This is a genomic window from Curtobacterium sp. 24E2 (assembly GCF_016925595.1).
In the GTDB taxonomy this organism is placed as follows: domain Bacteria; phylum Actinomycetota; class Actinomycetes; order Actinomycetales; family Microbacteriaceae; genus Curtobacterium.
Window position 1 is genome coordinate 1,750,892 of record NZ_CP068987.1, and the last position, 15,681, is coordinate 1,766,572.

Here is a 15,681-nt window from a genome sequence, read left to right on the forward strand (position 1 = left end):
CGGGCCGAGTGCCCGCCCCTCCTTCGCTTTTCCCGCCGACGGATCACGTCGGCACAACGCGCTGACGGATGCCGTCGGCACAACGCGCTGACGGATCACGCCGGCGCAACGACCTTCCAGGAGTGGAACCATGGCGACCTTCGTCGACCGCGTGACCCTGCACCTCAGCGCGGGGAAGGGCGGCAACGGTTGCGTCTCGGTCCGCCGTGAGAAGTTCAAGCCCCTCGCTGGGCCCGACGGTGGCAACGGCGGTGACGGCGGCGACATCGTGCTCGTGGCCGACCCGCAGGTCACCACGCTGCTCGGCTACCACCGCTCGCCGCACCGTTCGTCCAAGAACGGGCAGCCGGGCATGGGCGACCACCGCAGCGGCGTCAGCGGCGAGGTCCAGGAGCTCCCGCTCCCGATCGGCACCGTCGTGTACGACGAGGCCGGCGAGGTCATCGCAGACCTGACCGAACCCGGCATGCGCGTCGTCGTGGCCCCCGGTGGCCAGGGCGGCCTCGGCAACGCGGCGCTCTCGACCACCAAGCGCAAGGCCCCCGGCTTCGCGCTCCTCGGCACCGAGGGCTGGGCGGGCGACATCAGCCTCGAGCTGAAGACCATCGCCGACGTCGCCCTCGTCGGCTTCCCGAGCGCCGGCAAGTCCTCGCTCATCGCAGCGATCTCGGCCGCGAAGCCGAAGATCGCCGACTACCCCTTCACCACGCTCACCCCGAACCTCGGCGTCGTCGAGTCGGGCGAGAGCCGCTTCACCGTCGCCGACGTCCCCGGGCTGATCGAGGGTGCGTCGGAGGGCAAGGGCCTCGGCCTCGAGTTCCTGCGGCACGTCGAGCGCTGCGAAGCCCTGCTGCACGTCATCGACTGCGCGACCATGGACCCGGGCCGCGACCCGATCAGCGACCTCGACGTCATCCTCGGCGAGCTCGAGCGCTACCCGGTCCCCGAGGGCCAGGTGCCGCTGCTCGAGCGTCCGCAGCTCATCGCGCTCAACAAGATCGACGTGCCGGACGCCGCGGAGCTCGCCGAGTTCGTCACCGCCGAGCTCGAGGGCCGCGGCTACCGCGTGTTCCCGATCTCCACGGCGTCGCACAAGGGGCTGCGTGAGCTGACGTTCGCGCTGGCCGAGATCGTCGAGCAGGGTCGTGCCAAGCGCGCGGCCGAGCCCGTCGTCGAGCGCATCGTCATCCGCCCCCGTGCGGTCAACGACCAGGGCTTCACGGTCCGTGCCGAGGGCGGCGAGGAGCACCGCTTCTTCCGCGTCCGCGGCGCGAAGCCGGAGCGCTGGATCCAGCAGACCGACTTCACCAACGAAGAGGCGATCGGCTTCCTGGCCGACCGGCTCGCGAAGCTCGGTGTCGAGGACGGCCTGTTCAAGGCCGGCGCGGTCGCCGGTTCGACCGTCGTGATCGGTGGCGACGGCGGCATGGTCTTCGACTGGGAGCCGACGCTCACGTCCACCGCGGAGCTCATCACGAGCGCGCGCGGTACCGACGCCCGCATCGGTGCGACCTCGCGTCCGACCCGCAACGAACGTCGCGAGGAGTACTTCGAGCGGATGGACGCCAAGGCGGCCGCCCGTGCCGAGCTCGAGCAGGAGCGAGTGTCCGGCCTCTGGGTGAACGACGACGTCGTCACCAGTGACGACCTCGAGACCGGCGACTTCGAGACCAGCGACCAGAAGGACTGACCGCGGCATGACCGACACGACCGCCCGCACCGACCTCGGACCCGTCACCCGGCGCGAGGACATCCGCGTGCGCGGCGGATCGTGGTCAAGGTCGGCTCGTCCTCGGTCAGCGGTGATGCCGCCGGCCAGATCGGTCCGCTGGTGGACGCCCTGGCCGGCGCCTACGGCCGTGGCACCGAGGTCGTGCTCGTGTCGTCCGGTGCGATCGCGACCGGGTTCCCGTTCCTCGGGCTCGAGGGCCGTCCCGACGACCTCGCCACGCAGCAGGCCGCCGCGGCCACCGGTCAGAACGTCCTGATGTTCCGCTACCAGAAGGAACTCGACCGGCACCGGGTCGTCGCGGCACAGATCCTGCTGACCGCCGGCGACCTGCAGAACCCCACGCACCGGGTCAACGCGCAGCGCGCCATCGACCGGCTGCTCGCCCTGCGCGTGCTGCCGATCGTGAACGAGAACGACACGGTCGCCACGCACGAGATCCGCTTCGGCGACAACGACCGGCTCGCCGCCCTGGTGGCGCGGCTGCTCGGTGCAGACGCCCTGGTGCTGCTCTCCGACGTCGAGGCCCTGTACACGAAGCCGCCCGAGCAGCCCGGCGCCGAGCGCATCGACGAGGTACGGTTCGGCGACGAGCTCGCCGGCGTCACCTTCGGCTCCGTCGGCAAGACCGGCGTGGGGACCGGGGGCGCGGGCACCAAGGTCGCGGCCGCACGGCTCGCGGCCGAGGCGGGTACCTCGGTGCTGGTGACCGCCACCGCCCTCGTCGACCGCGCCCTGTCGGGCGAGCACGTCGGCACCTGGTTCCACGCCGCGCCGCGTCCCTGACACGGGTGGGTCCGCGCCCGGAGCGGTCACGACTCGCGGTCGGGACGGCGCCGACGGTCAGAGACCGTCGGCGCGGGCGTCGCGGAGCGACGGTCTGCGACCGCCCGCGTGGCGCAGGACGACGTGCCGTGACGGTCGGCGTGGTGAACGCGACCGCCTGGAGGCCCGGCGCGGGTCCCGGGGACCGGTGCCGGGCCTCCAGGCGGTCACGACTCACCGACGGACTGCGTCGAACGGTCTGGACCAGTCGACAGGGTCGGCACGGAGCGACGCGGCGCGACCGCTCGGCGTTGGTCGTACGACGTGTCGTGACCGGTCGGCCGGCGAGACACCGTCACGCCCGTCACGGGCCGACGAGCGGACCTAGAATCGGACCATGTCGTCGATCGCGCCCGCCCCGACCCTGACCGACACGCTCGTGGCGGCCCGGACCGCCTCGTCGGCCCTGGCGACCGCGACGACAGCGGTCAAGGACGCAGCCCTGGTGGCGATCGCCGCCGAGGTCCGTGCCGCCACCGACGAGATCGTCGCCGCGAACCACGGCGACCTGGTCGCGGGCGAGGAGAGCGGCCTGTCCTCCGGCCTCGTCGACCGCCTCCGGCTCGACCCCGCACGCATCGAGGCGCTGGCCACCGCGGTCGAGGACGTCGTCGGCCTGCAGGACCCGGTGGGGAGCACCTGCGGGGCTCGCTGCTGCCGAACGGCCTGCAACTCACCCAGGTGCGGGTGCCGTTCGGGGTCGTCGGCGCCATCTACGAGGCACGACCGAACGTCACGGTCGACATCGCCTCGCTCGCGCTGAAGTCCGGCAACGCGGTCGTGCTCCGCGGGGTTCGGCGGCCCAGCGGACGAACGCCGTGCTCGTGGCCCGCATCCAGGACGCCGTCGAGTCCGTCGGCCTGCCGCGCGAGCTCGTGCAGACCATCGACGAGTTCGGCCGTGCCGGCGCCACCGAGCTCATGCGCGCACGCGGCCTGGTCGACGTGCTCATCCCGCGCGGCAGCGCCTCGCTCATCCAGACCGTCGTCACCGAGTCGCAGGTCCCCGTGATCGAGACCGGCGCCGGTGTGGTGCACGTGTTCCTCGACGCGTCGGCCCCCGAGCAGCGAGCCGTCGACATCGTCCTGAACAGCAAGGTGCAGCGGCCGAGCGTCTGCAACGCCCTCGAGACGCTGCTGGTGCACGAACAGGCGGCCGAGCGGCTGCTGCCCGTGCTCGCGGACCGGCTCCGCGCCTCCGGCGTCACGCTGCGCGGCGACGACGCCACGCGGGCGATCGTGCCGGGCGTGCTGCGCGCCACCGACGAGGACTGGGCGACCGAGTCGATGGACCTCGACCTGTCGATCCGCGTCGTGCCGGACGTCGACGCCGCGATGGCGCACATCGCGCGCTGGTCCACCCACCACACCGAGTCGATCGTCACGAACGACGTCGACACGGCCGAGCGGTTCCTGGCGACGGTCGATTCCGCGGTCGTGATGGTGAACGCCTCGACGCGATTCACCGACGGCGGGGAGTTCGGGTTCGGCGCCGAGGTGGGCATCTCGACGCAGAAGCTGCACGCGCGTGGCCCGATGGGGCTGCCGGAGCTCACGAGCACCAAGTGGATCGTGCGCGGGAACGGCCAGATCCGCGGCTAGACTGAACGGCGTCTTTCCCCGACCGAACGGAGCACCGAACGATGACCTTCCTCGCAGAAGCTGCTGAGCACGCCTCCGGGGCCCCGGCGTTCGTGTTCCCGCTCGTCGGTGCGCTGTTCTTCGTCTTCCTGGGCTTCGTCACCTGGAGCTTCCGCGACGTGGCGTACCGCCACTCGCAGAAGTTCGAGGCGACCCGCCACCACGAGACCGGTGTCGACGAGTTCGGCCACACCAAGATCTGATCTGCACGCGATGCTCGAGAGCACCGGACGACCGCGCATCGGGGTGATGGGCGGCACGTTCGACCCCATCCACCACGGTCACCTCGTCGCGGCGTCCGAGGTCGCTCGGGCGTTCGACCTGGACGAGGTCGTGTTCGTCCCCACCGGTCAGCCCTACATGAAGTCGGGCGTGACGGATGCCGAGCACCGTTACCTGATGACGGTCATCGCGACCGCGTCCAACCCGATGTTCACGGTGAGCCGCGTCGACATCGACCGCCCCGGCCCGACGTACACGGTCGACACGCTCCGCGACCTGCACGAACAGCGGCCGGACGCGCAGCTCGTCTTCATCTCGGGCGCAGACGCCGTTCAGCAGATTGTCGACTGGAAAGACCATGATGGTCTCTGGGACCTCGCGCACTTCGTCGCCGTGACGCGTCCGGGACACGACCTGAGCATCAGCGGACTCCCCGAGCGAGACGTAAGCTTGCTCGAAGTCCCCGCACTGGCCATCTCGTCGACCGACTGCCGCGACCGGGTGAGACGTGGTTCCCCCGTCTGGTACCTGGTCCCCGACGGGGTCGTCCAGTACATCTCCAAGCACCACCTGTATCGGAGCGTTGCATGAGTTCGTCCGACGCGCAGCCGCCCCTGTCGCGGCGCCAGGCGCGCGAGCGGGAGCGTGCCGCAGCAGCCGGTTCGCAGCCCGCGACGCCGCCGCCGACCGTCGCCGCCCCCGCCGAGTCGACGGACCCCCGTCCTCGGCCCGGTTCGCACGTGGCACCCGCCCCCGGCGGTCCGACCCAGTCCGCCGCCCCCGCCTCGGCGCCCTCCGTGCCGGTGTCGTCGGTCCCCGCAGCCGGGGTGTCGCCGTTCCCGCCCGCCTCGGCGACCGAGATCGTGCCCGGCAGCGGTGGCCTCACCCGCCGCCAGATCCGCCAGCAGCGCGCCGCCCAGAACCAGGCGGTCCTGCCGGTCCCGCTGCAGAACCCCACGCCGCAGTCCTCCGACCGCACCGTCGAGGACGTCCTCGGCTCGGTCGACACCATCGAGCCCGCTTCGGCGCCGCGCGCCACGGACGAGCCGTCCGGTTCCGAGACCCCCACGGTGCTCGACGAGGCAGCGGTCGCCCAGGCCACCGAGGCCGACGGTTCCCCCGACGCCCTCGAGCCGCTCGACGAAGCCGCTGCGCACGCCGAGGAGCCCCGGCGCCACCGGTCGACCTGGTCGCCGCCCGCCGACGGCGGCGACGACACACCGGACGCACAGCCCGCAGCCGACTCCACGGACGAGGGCTCCGCAGGGACGCCCAGCGACCAGGCGAGCACCGGCCAGGCGAGCACCGACCAGACGGGCACCGACGCGATCGCCACGGACGCACCGGTCGACGTCGCCGCGCCCGAGCGCCCCTCGGCCACGCCGCTCCCCGGGATCCCCGACGGTGCACCGTCGACACCGGCGGTGTTCCCGCTGTCCCTCGACCCCGAGGACGACGACACCAACGAGGTCCCCATCCCGGAGCCCGCACGGACCGAGCCCCCGAAGGTCCCCGCGTCCTTCCAGTGGCCGGCCGAGCCGAAGCCGGTGACGACGGCCTTCGAGCCGCCCGTCGGGCACTGGTCGCAGCAGGCGCACGGCTCGAACGACGCCGAGGTGCACGACGACTCGACCGGCACCCGCCGGATCGCGGTGACCGACACCAACGCGATCATCCTGCCGAACTCGGCCCTGGCCGACCCGACCGGAGCACTGAACGCGACGGGCGAGGTGATCCTCACGGGGTCCATCGACCTGCCCGCGTCGCTGTCCTCGACGGGGTCGCACCGACCGATCGACGGTGCCGAGGTCGACCGCCTGCTCGAGCAGCACGACGAGCAGCCGGAGACCGACGCGAGCCCGGTGCGCGCCAGCCGCGCGGTGTCCAGTCACACCTCGACCCGCCAGGTCGTCCTCGCCGCCGCGAAGCCGAAGGAGTCGCGCACGCCGCTCATCCTCGGTGTCACGGTCGGCGCGGTCGGACTGGCAGCGGCAGGTGTCATCATCACCGCCCTGCTCACCACCCACATGGGCGGCTGACCGCTGTCGTCCCTGACGTCCTGCACCACCCCGCCGCCCCCGGCCTGGCCGCTGTCGGCGGGGTGGCTTATGATCGTGACCCATCAAGCGATCCGGCTCCCTGCCGGGTCGACGACCGGAAGGAATCCGTGACCGCCTCCACTCGCGCACTGGAACTCGTGCAGGCCGCCGCTCTCGCGGCGGACGCCAAGCAGGCCGAGGACCTCATCGCGCTCGATGTGACCGGGCCGTTGCAGCTCACGGACGTGTTCCTGCTCGCAACCGGTCGGAACGAGCGCAACGTGCAGTCCATCGCCGATGCGGTCGAGGAGCGCCTCCTCGAGCTCGGTGCCAAGACCCTCCGCCGTGAAGGTCGGAGCGAGGGCCGCTGGGTCCTCATCGACGTCGGCGACATCGTGGTGCACGTCTTCCACGACGAGGACCGTCAGTACTACTCGCTCGAGCGGCTCTGGGCAGACTGCCCGACCATCCCGCTCGAGCTCCCGGTGGACCACACCGCCTGATCAGCGACGCGCCCGGGTGACGGCTTCGATTTCGTTGCCCGGCGTTCGCATGGTGTACGCTTCTATGGTGCCTCCGGGGAACCGGTCGGCACAGAAGCAACACAATCTGGGTCTGTGGCGCAGCTGGTAGCGCACCTGCATGGCATGCAGGGGGTCAGGGGTTCGAGTCCCCTCAGATCCACCAACAACCCCCGTCGTTCCCCGGAACGGCGGGGGTTTTCTCGTGGTGCGGGTGGCCACGCGTGCCCGATACGCTGAGCGCATGAACAACGATGCGCCGCTGTCCGGAACCCCGCTGACGATCTCCGCCGCCGGGTACACGGCCGACATCGCCACGGTCGGTGCGACGCTGCGGACCCTGCAGTACGAGGGTCGCGACCTGATCGTGCCGTTCGCCGCCGACGAGGTCCGACCGGCGTTCCGCGGTGCCGTCCTCGCTCCGTGGCCGAACCGCGTCGTCGACGGCGAGTACTCGTTCGGTGGCGTCGACCACGAGCTCGCGCTCACCGAACCGGCACGGCACCACGCCCTGCACGGACTGGTCGCCTGGACCGACTTCCGGGTCGAGGCGCAGGAGTCCGACCGCGTGGTGCTCGCCACCACCGTGCAGGCCCAGGCGGGCTACCCGTACCGTGTCGAGGTCCTGGTCGAGTACCGGCTGGACGACGCCGGCCTGCACACGACGATCACCGGCACGAACTCCGGCGCGGACGACGCCCCGTGGGGACCGGCCCGCACCCGTACCTGGTCGCAGGCGACGGCACGGTCGACGACTGGACGCTCACCCTGCCCGCGGCCGAGGTGCTCGAGGTCACGCCGGACCGGCTGATCCCGACCGACCTGGTCCCCGTGCACGACGAGTTCGACCTGCGCACCGCCACACGCATCGGCGACCGGTTCATCGACCACGCCTTCACGGGCTTCGACCGCGACGCCGACGGGGTCGCGGCCATCGCCCTGACCGCGACGGACGGCCGGGGTGTCCGCGCGGCCTTCGGTCCGGAGTGCCCGTGGGTGCAGGTGCACACGGCCGACCACGTGGTCCCCGAGTACCACCGCGCCGGGCTGGCGGTCGAGCCGATGACGTGCGCCCCCGACGCCTTCAACGACGGTGCCGACCGCGGTCTCGTGGTGCTCGCCCCCGGTGCGTCCCACGCCGCCGCATGGACGATCTCGGCGATCTGACCGGTCCGTCGGCCGGCGTCCGCATCGAGGTCCGCCGGCTCGATCCGGTCCCCGACCTCGTCGCGCTGGCCGCCGCGGTCGACGGTGACCTGGTGTGGCTCGACTCCGCGCTGCCGGACGGTGCACCGGACCGAGCCCGGCCGCGTGCCCGCTGGTCCGTGCTGGCGTGGACGGACGGGCCGTTCCGGGCCCGGTTCCGTCACCAGGACCGGCGGGCGTCCGTCGAGGTCGCCGCGCCCGCTGCCGGCTGGTTCGGTCGGTCCTCCACCGACGACCGTCCCGCCTTCGCCGTGCTGGCGGAGCTGCTGGACCGAACGCCGCAGCTACTCGGGCCGATCGCCGGCTGCGGCTTCGCGCTCGGCTGGATGGGGTTCCTCGGGTACGAGCTCGGTCGCGAGTCCGGCGGCCCGGACCGGACCGCCGACGGTCACGCCGACGCCGACCTGCGGTTCGTGGACCGCGCCGTGGTCGTCGACCACACCGGCGGCGCCTGGGCGCTGACGCTCGTCGCCGACGCGGAACCGGCGGCCAGCGCGCAGAACCGGGTGTGGCTCGAGACGGTGGCCGGGACGCCGTCGCGGGCCGACGTGGCGGACGCGGCCACGGGCCTCCCGGCCGGGGTGTCGTCAGCGGTCGGACGCGTGTCGCGTGCCGACCACGAACGCGCGGTCGACGTGTGCCGCGCCGAGATCCGCGAGGGGAACGCGTTCCAGGTCTGCCTCACCACCTCCTTCTCCGTGCCGGACGGGGACCGGGAGGCCCGGGTCGGCCCCGGCGCGGACCCGCACCTGGACGACCCGCACCTGTCCGACTACTTGCGGATGCGGGCGTCGGACCCCGTCCCGTTCGGTGCGTACCTGCGGCTCGGCCCGCTGCGCGTGGCGAGCCGGTCGCCGGAACGGTTCCTGCGGATCGACGCGGACGGGAGCGTGTTCGCCGAGCCGATCAAGGGCACGCGGCGCCGCCTCGCCGACGCTGCCGCCGACGCAGCCGTGCGGGTCGAACTCGCGCTGAGCGCCAAGGACCGTGCCGAGAACGTGATGATCGTCGACCTGCTGCGGAACGACCTGCTGCGGACGGCGACCCCGGGTCGGTGCACGTCGATCGGCTGTGCGCGATCGAGACGTACACGAGCGTGCACCAGATGGTGTCCACGATCGGTGCCGTGCTGCCGTCGGGGACGTCGCCGGCGGACGTGGTGCGGGCGGCGTTCCCGCCGGGATCGATGACCGGTGCGCCGAAGATCAGCGCGATGGCGATCGCCGACCGGCTCGAGGGTGCGCCGCGCGGGGTGTACTCGGGGGCGATCGGGTACTTCTCGGCGAGCGGGGCGGTCGACCTGTCGGTGGTGATCCGGACACTGGTGACGGCGGTGGACGCCTCGGGCCGGGTCCGGTCGCGGACGCTCGGGGCCGGGGAGCGGTGACGTGGTCGTCGGTGGCGGCGGACGAGGCGGACGAGGTCGTGACGAAGACGCGGTCGGTGCTGGGTGCGGTCGGGGCGGTGGCGACGTGGTGAGCTGACCGAACACGCGTTCGACCCGATTGTCCACGGATGTCGGACGCGATTGACATCATCGAACACATGTTCGAATATGAGGGCATGCAGACGGCGGCGGCACTCCGGTCGCCCGGCCCGGACCGGGTCGGGCGGGGCGGTGCTGCACGCGGGGGTGCGGGTGCGGCGCGCGGGAACGGCGTGGGTACTGCGCGCGGGGGCGGCGCCGACCACCTCGGTGACGCTCGGGCGGCGCTCGACCGCATCACGTCCCTGCGGTCCCGGGTCACCGACATGGAGTCCACCCGCGTCGACACCGCTGGGCTCCCGACCGCCTCTGCTCTCGAACCGCTGCTGCCCGGCGGGGCGATCCGGGCCGGCGGCACCTACGCCGTCCCCGAGTCGGTGCTGCTCGCGATCACCATGCTGCAGGCGGCCTCGGCGGCCGGTGCGTGGTGTGCGGTCATCGGGGTGCCCTCCTTCGGGATCGAGGCGGCCGCCGCCGCGGGCATCGACCTCGAGCGGCTCGTGCTCGTCCCCGACCCGGGCGACCAGTGGCTCGCGGTGACCGCGGCGATGGCCGACGTCGCCCAGATCGTGCTCACCCGGCCGCTCGGCCGGGTGGTCCCGGGTGACGTCGCCCGGCTGTCTGCACGGCTCCGGCAACGCGGCGGTGCCCTCGTCGCGCTCGGGTCCTGGCCCGGTGCCGATGTCACGTTGCGGATCACGTCGTCGGTGTGGAGCGGCATCGGACAGGGCCACGGGCACCTGACCGAGCGTCGCGCCACCGTGACGGCGACCGGTCGCGCGGGTGCGGTGCGCCCCACGAGCGCCGAACTGCTCCTGCCCGCGGCCGACGGCACGGTCCGGGCAGCCACCCCGGTGCCGAAGGTGGGCTCCGGCGACACCCGGGTGCTGCGGCCCGTCGCGGTGGCGTCGTGATCGCCGCGGTGCTGCTGTGCGTGGCGGTGGCGTCGTGATCGCGCCGGGGCGTGTCCGGGCCGACGCGATCGCCCGCGGCGGGGCGCTGCCCGAGCCGCCACCGACCCGGACCATCGTGCTCTGGTGCCCGGACTGGCCGGTGATCGCGGCGGCCCGCGCGGCCGGTGCGCCGCCGGATCAGCCCTTCGCCGTGGTCGCGAAGGGCCTGGTGTTCGCGAGCTCCGCGTCCGCACGACAGCACGGCGTCGTCCGGGGCCTCCGGGTGCGCGAGGCACAGGCGCGCTGTCCGGAGCTCGTCGTCCAGCCCTACGACGACGCGCTCGACCACCGTGCGTTCGAACCCGTCATCCGCGCGGTCGAGGCGGCCGTCCCCGGGGTCGAGGTACTCCGTCCCGGCACCCTCGCCCTGCGTGCCCGGGGGCCGGCGCGGTACTACGGCGGCGAGCGGGCGGCAGCGGCGACCCTGGCGGGGATCGCGGCCGACCACGGTGCCCCGGCGGTGCGGGCCGGAGTGGCGGACACCCCGTTCGCAGCGGAGCAGGCAGCACGGGCCCGGCCGGTGCGTCCCGGCGAACGGGTGCGGATCGTGCCGGTCTCCGGCTCGTCGGACTTCCTGGCGGCCCTGCCCCTCGGTGTGCTCGGCGACCCCGAGCTCGCGACCGTGCTCGACCGGCTCGGCATCACCACGCTGGGCGCGTTCGCGTCGCTCAGCGACGAGCAGGTCCGCGACCGGTTCGGGGTCGCCGGGGCGTTCCTGCACCGGCTGGCGGGCGGACGCGACCCGCGGGAGATCTCGGCGCGCGCGATCCCGCCCGAGCTCCGGATCGAGGCCGCCTTCGAGCCCCCGCTCGACCGTGCCGACCAGATCGCGTTCGCGTTCCGGCGCTCCGCCGACGACTTCGCCGCACGCCTCCGTGCCGCGGGGTTGGTCGCGACCACCATCCGGGTGGGGATCGTCGACGAGCGGGACATCCTGCTCGAACGCACGTGGGCACACCCCGCTGGTTCGACGCCGCCGACGTCGTCGACCGGGTGCGGTGGCAGCTCGCCGGCGGGGTCGACCCGACCGGGCTCGAGGCCCCGGTCACCTCGGTCGTGCTCGAGCCGGTCGCCGTCGACGACATGGCGAACCACGAACGCGGACTCTGGGGCTCCGGGCCGGACGAGCGCGTGCACCACGGGCTGGCCCGGATCCAGGGCATGGTCGGGCACGACGGGGTGGTGAGCCCGCGAGTCGGCGGTGGACGGACCCTGTCCGAGCGGGTGGTGCTCGTGCCGTGGGGCGACGCCCCGCCCGGCGGCGAGCGTGCCCTGGCCACCGTGCGCGACCGACCGTGGCCCGGCAAACTGCCCGGTCCGCCGCCCGCCACCGTCCTCGAGCGTCCCCGGCCGGTCGACGTGGTCTCCGGCGACGGCGCGAGTGTCGACGTCGACGACCGCGGTGTGCTGTCCGGCGCGCCCGAACGCTTCCGCGCCGAGGGGGACCGGGGCGGCGGGTTCGCACCCGTCACCGCCTGGGCCGGCCCCTGGCCGCTCGTCGTGCGGTGGTGGGAGTCGGGCGGTCGACGACTGCACCGACTGCAGCTCGTCGACGCCGAGGGTCGTGCCTGGTACCTGGTGCTGGCGGACCACCGGTGGTGGGCGGAGGCGATCGCCACGTGAACCGATCCAGGAGCAGGACCTGATGGGCTACAGCAACCCACCCGTGCCGTGGTCGCAGTTCGAACGCGCCCTGTCGGACAAGCGCAGTCCGGGGACGGCGAAGGCCGGCGACGGCGGGGACAGCCCGGCGTGGTCGCGGAAGCGCGAGCGCTACGTGCCGACGGCCCTGGACACCGACGGCGCTCCGGTCGTGCCGTACGCCGAGCTGCACGCGCACTCGGCCTTCAGCTTCCTCGACGGAGCCAGCCAGCCCGAGCAGCTGTTCGAGGAAGCCGCACGGCTGCGCCTGCACGCCCTCGCGCTCACCGACCACGACGGCTTCTACGGTGCCGCCCGGATGGCCGAGGTCGCCGAAGCGTACCCGCAGGTCGGCACCGTCTACGGCACCGAGCTCTCGCTGGGTCTGACCGAGCCGCAGAACGGCGTCCCCGATCCGCAGGGCTCCCACCTGCTCCTGCTCGCCGACGGGCAGGACGGCTACCACCGGCTCGCGGGCGCGGTGACGAGTGCGCACCTCGCGGCCGGGTCCGAGAAGGGCAGCCCGCGGTACGACCTCGACGAGCTCGCGGGTCGGGCCGACGGACACTGGCGGGTGCTCACCGGGTGCCGGAAGGGCACCGTCCGGCAGGCGCTCGAGCAGGGCGGGGAGTCCGCGGCGGAGACCGCGCTGCGCGTGCTGCTCGACCGCTTCGGCGGCGGCAACGTCGTGGTGGAGCTCCTCGACCACGGCGACCCGCTCGACAGTGCGCGGAACGACGTGCTCGCGACCCTCGCCGAGCGGTACACGCTACCCCTGGTCGCGACCGGCAACGTCCACTACGCCACACCGGACCGGTTCCCGGTGGCGACGGCGCTGGCCGCGGTCCGGGCCCGGCGCAGCCTCGACGAGATCGACGGGTGGCTGCCGGCCGCCGACACCGCGCACCTGCGCTCCGGCGCCGAGATGACCCGGCGGTTCGGGCGGTACCCGGGGGCGATCGAGAACACCGTCACGCTGGCCGACGAACTCGGGTTCCGGCTGCGCACGGTCAAGCCCGGGCTGCCCGACCTCGACGTGCCGGACGGTCACACCGCGATGTCCTGGTTGCGGGAGCTCACCTGGACGGGTGCACGTCGGCTCTACCCCGGTAGCGCCGACGGCGTGGACCCGCAGAAGCGCGAGCGCATCGAACGCGAGCTCGCGGTGATCGAGGACAAGAACTTCCCCGGCTACTTCCTGATCGTGCGCGACATGGTGCAGTACGCCCGCGGCCGGGGATCCTCTGCCAGGGGCGGGGCTCCGCCGCGAACTCCGCAGTCTGCTACCTGCTCGAGATCACCGCGGTGGACTCGATCCGCTACGGCCTGCCGTTCGAGCGGTTCCTGTCGGCGATGCGCGACGAAGAACCCGACATCGACGTCGACTTCGACTCGGACCGCCGCGAAGAGGTGATCCAGTACGTCTACGAGAAGTACGGCCGGTACAACGCCGCCCAGGTCGCGAACGTCATCACGTACCGCCCGAAGGGTGCCGTCCGCGACATGGCGAAGGCCCTCGGCCACAGCCCGGGGCAGCAGGACGCCTGGTCGAAGCAGGTCGAACGGTGGGGCTCGGTGACCGAGAGCCAGGACCACGACATCCCGCCGGCGGTCGTCGGGCTGGCGAGCGACGTCCTGGGCTTCCCGCGCCACCTCGGCATCCACTCGGGCGGCATGGTGCTCACCGACCGGCCGGTGGGCGAGGTCGTGCCGATCGAACACGCGCGGATGGACGGCCGCACCGTGCTGCAGTGGGACAAGGACGACTGCGCCTTCATGGGACTCGTGAAGTTCGACATGCTCGGCCTCGGCATGCTCGCGGCGCTGCAGTACTCGTTCGACCTGGCGGCGGAGCACTGCGGGGAACGCTGGGAGATGCACTCCATGCCGAAGGAGGAACAGGGCGTCTACGACCAGCTCTGCCGAGCCGACACCATCGGGGTGTTCCAGGTGGAGTCCCGTGCGCAGATGGGCACCCTGCCCCGGCTGCTCCCACGGCGGTTCTACGACCTGGTGATCGAGGTCGCCCTCGTCCGCCCCGGCCCGATCCAGGGCGGTGCCGTGCACCCCTACATTCGGCGTCGGACCGGCGAGGAGCCGATCACGTACATCCACCCGTCGCTCGAACCGGTGCTCGAACGCACCCTCGGGGTGCCGCTGTTCCAGGAGCAGCTCATGCAGATGGCGATCGCGGTCGGCAACTGCTCGGGCGACGACGCCGACCTGCTGCGGCGGGCGATGGGATCGAAGCGCGGCCACGAGAAGATCGACCGGCTGCGCGACAAGCTCTACGCGGGCATGTCGGACAACGGCATCCACGGCGAGGACGCCGACGCGATCTACGCCAAGATCCAAGCGTTCGCGAACTTCGGCTTCGCGGAGAGCCACTCGATCAGCTTCGCCCTGATCGTCTACGCGAGCGCCTGGATGCGCCTGCACTACCCGGGGCGTTCCTGGCCGCGCTGCTCCGGGCACAGCCGATGGGGTTCTACTCACCGCAGACCCTGGTCGCCGACGCCCGTCGGCACGGCGTCCAGGTGCTCCGACCGGACATCCTGCGCTCGGGTGTCGACGCCACGCTCGAACCGCTCGGCGACGACCAGGTGGTGCCCTCGTGCGGTGACGACGCCTGCCTGCGCACGGAGCAGCCGCCGGTGCTGCCCTTCGACAAGGCACTGCCCGACGACACCGCACGGCACCGCCGCGACGGCGCCTTCGCGGTCCGGCTCGGACTCGCCGAGGTCGCCTCGCTCAGCCGGAAGAGCGCCGAGAAGATCGTCGCCGAGCGTGACGCGAACGGTCCCTTCGTCGACATGTCCGACCTGGCCCGCCGGGTGGGGCTGACGACGGCGCAGCTCGAGGCGCTCGCCGCCGCCGACGCCTTCGCCCCGTTCGACATCGACCGCCGCGGGGCGATGTGGTCGGCGGCCCAGGCCGCTGCGGAGCGCGCCGACCAGCTGCCGGACACGCAGGTCGTCGTCCAGCCGCCGCTGTTCGGGCAGATGACGAGCGGTGACGTCCTGATCGCCGACATGTGGTCGACGGGCATGACGACCGACGACCACCCCGTCCGGCACGTGCGCGACCGGCTCGCCGCCCGCCGGGTGCTCAGCGTGCAGGACACCGCGACGGCCGAGACCGGGCGGCGGGTCGAGATCGGCGGGATCGTCACGCACCGGCAACGTCCGGCGACGGCGTCGGGGATCACGTTCATGAACGTCGAGGACGAGACCGGGCTGGTCAACGTCATCTGCAGTGTCGGGGTGTGGGGGCGCTACCGCCGGATCGCCCGGGAATCCCCGGCGGTGATCGTCCGGGGCATCCTCGAGCGGTCACCCGACGGCGTGGTCAACCTGGTGGCGGACCGGATCGAGCACCTGTCGCTGTCCGTGCGCACGCGCTCGCGGGACTTCCAGTGA

At 72.8% G+C, this 15,681-nt stretch carries 9 protein-coding genes, 1 tRNA gene and 4 pseudogenes; all 14 read left to right on the top strand.

From position 1 onward, the window contains the following. The first annotated feature begins 130 nt into the window (after positions 1 to 130). The 14 genes and pseudogenes from obgE (at position 131) to JN350_RS08765 (ending at position 15,681) form a co-directional block, all read left to right on the top strand. Positions 131 to 1,690 (top strand): GTPase ObgE, encoded by a 1,560-nt coding sequence (gene obgE, locus JN350_RS08700; RefSeq protein WP_205464232.1) that lies wholly within the window; start codon positions 131 to 133, stop codon positions 1,688 to 1,690. Positions 1,691 to 1,768: 78 nt separating this feature from the next. Next, entirely contained in the window at positions 1,769 to 2,515 is a 747-nt protein-coding gene (proB, locus tag JN350_RS08705) for a glutamate 5-kinase (protein WP_205464413.1), read from the top strand. Positions 2,516 to 2,891: 376 nt separating this feature from the next. After that, a pseudogene (locus JN350_RS08710) lies at positions 2,892 to 4,155 on the top strand (glutamate-5-semialdehyde dehydrogenase). A 41-nt stretch (positions 4,156 to 4,196) separates the two neighbouring features. Beyond that, positions 4,197 to 4,397 carry a hypothetical protein gene (locus JN350_RS08715; RefSeq protein ID WP_111084539.1) on the top strand — a complete coding sequence of 67 codons (201 nt, stop codon included), beginning with the start codon at positions 4,197 to 4,199 and terminating at the stop codon, positions 4,395 to 4,397. Between the two features lie 10 nt (positions 4,398 to 4,407). Continuing rightward, positions 4,408 to 5,007 (top strand): nicotinate-nucleotide adenylyltransferase, encoded by a 600-nt coding sequence (gene nadD / locus JN350_RS08720; RefSeq protein WP_111084540.1) that lies wholly within the window; start codon positions 4,408 to 4,410, stop codon positions 5,005 to 5,007. Further along, positions 5,004 to 6,455 carry a hypothetical protein gene (locus JN350_RS08725; RefSeq protein ID WP_205464233.1) on the top strand — a complete coding sequence of 484 codons (1,452 nt, stop codon included), beginning with the start codon at positions 5,004 to 5,006 and terminating at the stop codon, positions 6,453 to 6,455. The genes nadD and JN350_RS08725 overlap by 4 nt, the downstream gene beginning before the upstream one ends. Positions 6,456 to 6,583: 128 nt before the next feature. Further along, positions 6,584 to 6,958 carry a ribosome silencing factor gene (rsfS, locus tag JN350_RS08730; RefSeq protein WP_205464234.1) on the top strand — a complete coding sequence of 125 codons (375 nt, stop codon included), beginning with the start codon at positions 6,584 to 6,586 and terminating at the stop codon, positions 6,956 to 6,958. A gap of 108 nt (positions 6,959 to 7,066) precedes the next feature. Next, positions 7,067 to 7,142 (top strand) — tRNA-Ala (locus tag JN350_RS08735). A 78-nt stretch (positions 7,143 to 7,220) separates the two neighbouring features. Beyond that, positions 7,221 to 8,143: pseudogene (locus JN350_RS08740) on the top strand (aldose 1-epimerase family protein). Beyond that, positions 8,122 to 9,569: pseudogene (locus JN350_RS08745) on the top strand (anthranilate synthase component I family protein). The pseudogenes JN350_RS08740 and JN350_RS08745 overlap by 22 nt, the downstream one beginning before the upstream one ends. A gap of 128 nt (positions 9,570 to 9,697) precedes the next feature. After that, positions 9,698 to 10,582 carry a hypothetical protein gene (locus JN350_RS08755; protein ID WP_205464237.1) on the top strand — a complete coding sequence of 295 codons (885 nt, stop codon included), beginning with the start codon at positions 9,698 to 9,700 and terminating at the stop codon, positions 10,580 to 10,582. Between the two features lie 34 nt (positions 10,583 to 10,616). Further along, entirely contained in the window at positions 10,617 to 11,807 is a 1,191-nt protein-coding gene (locus JN350_RS08760; RefSeq protein WP_461964276.1) for a DNA polymerase Y family protein, read from the top strand. Then, positions 11,804 to 12,244 carry a hypothetical protein gene (locus JN350_RS20770; RefSeq protein WP_461964278.1) on the top strand — a complete coding sequence of 147 codons (441 nt, stop codon included), beginning with the start codon at positions 11,804 to 11,806 and terminating at the stop codon, positions 12,242 to 12,244. Before JN350_RS08760 ends, JN350_RS20770 begins: the two co-directional genes overlap by 4 nt. 22 nt (positions 12,245 to 12,266) lie before the next feature. After that, positions 12,267 to 15,681, top strand: a pseudogene (locus JN350_RS08765) (error-prone DNA polymerase).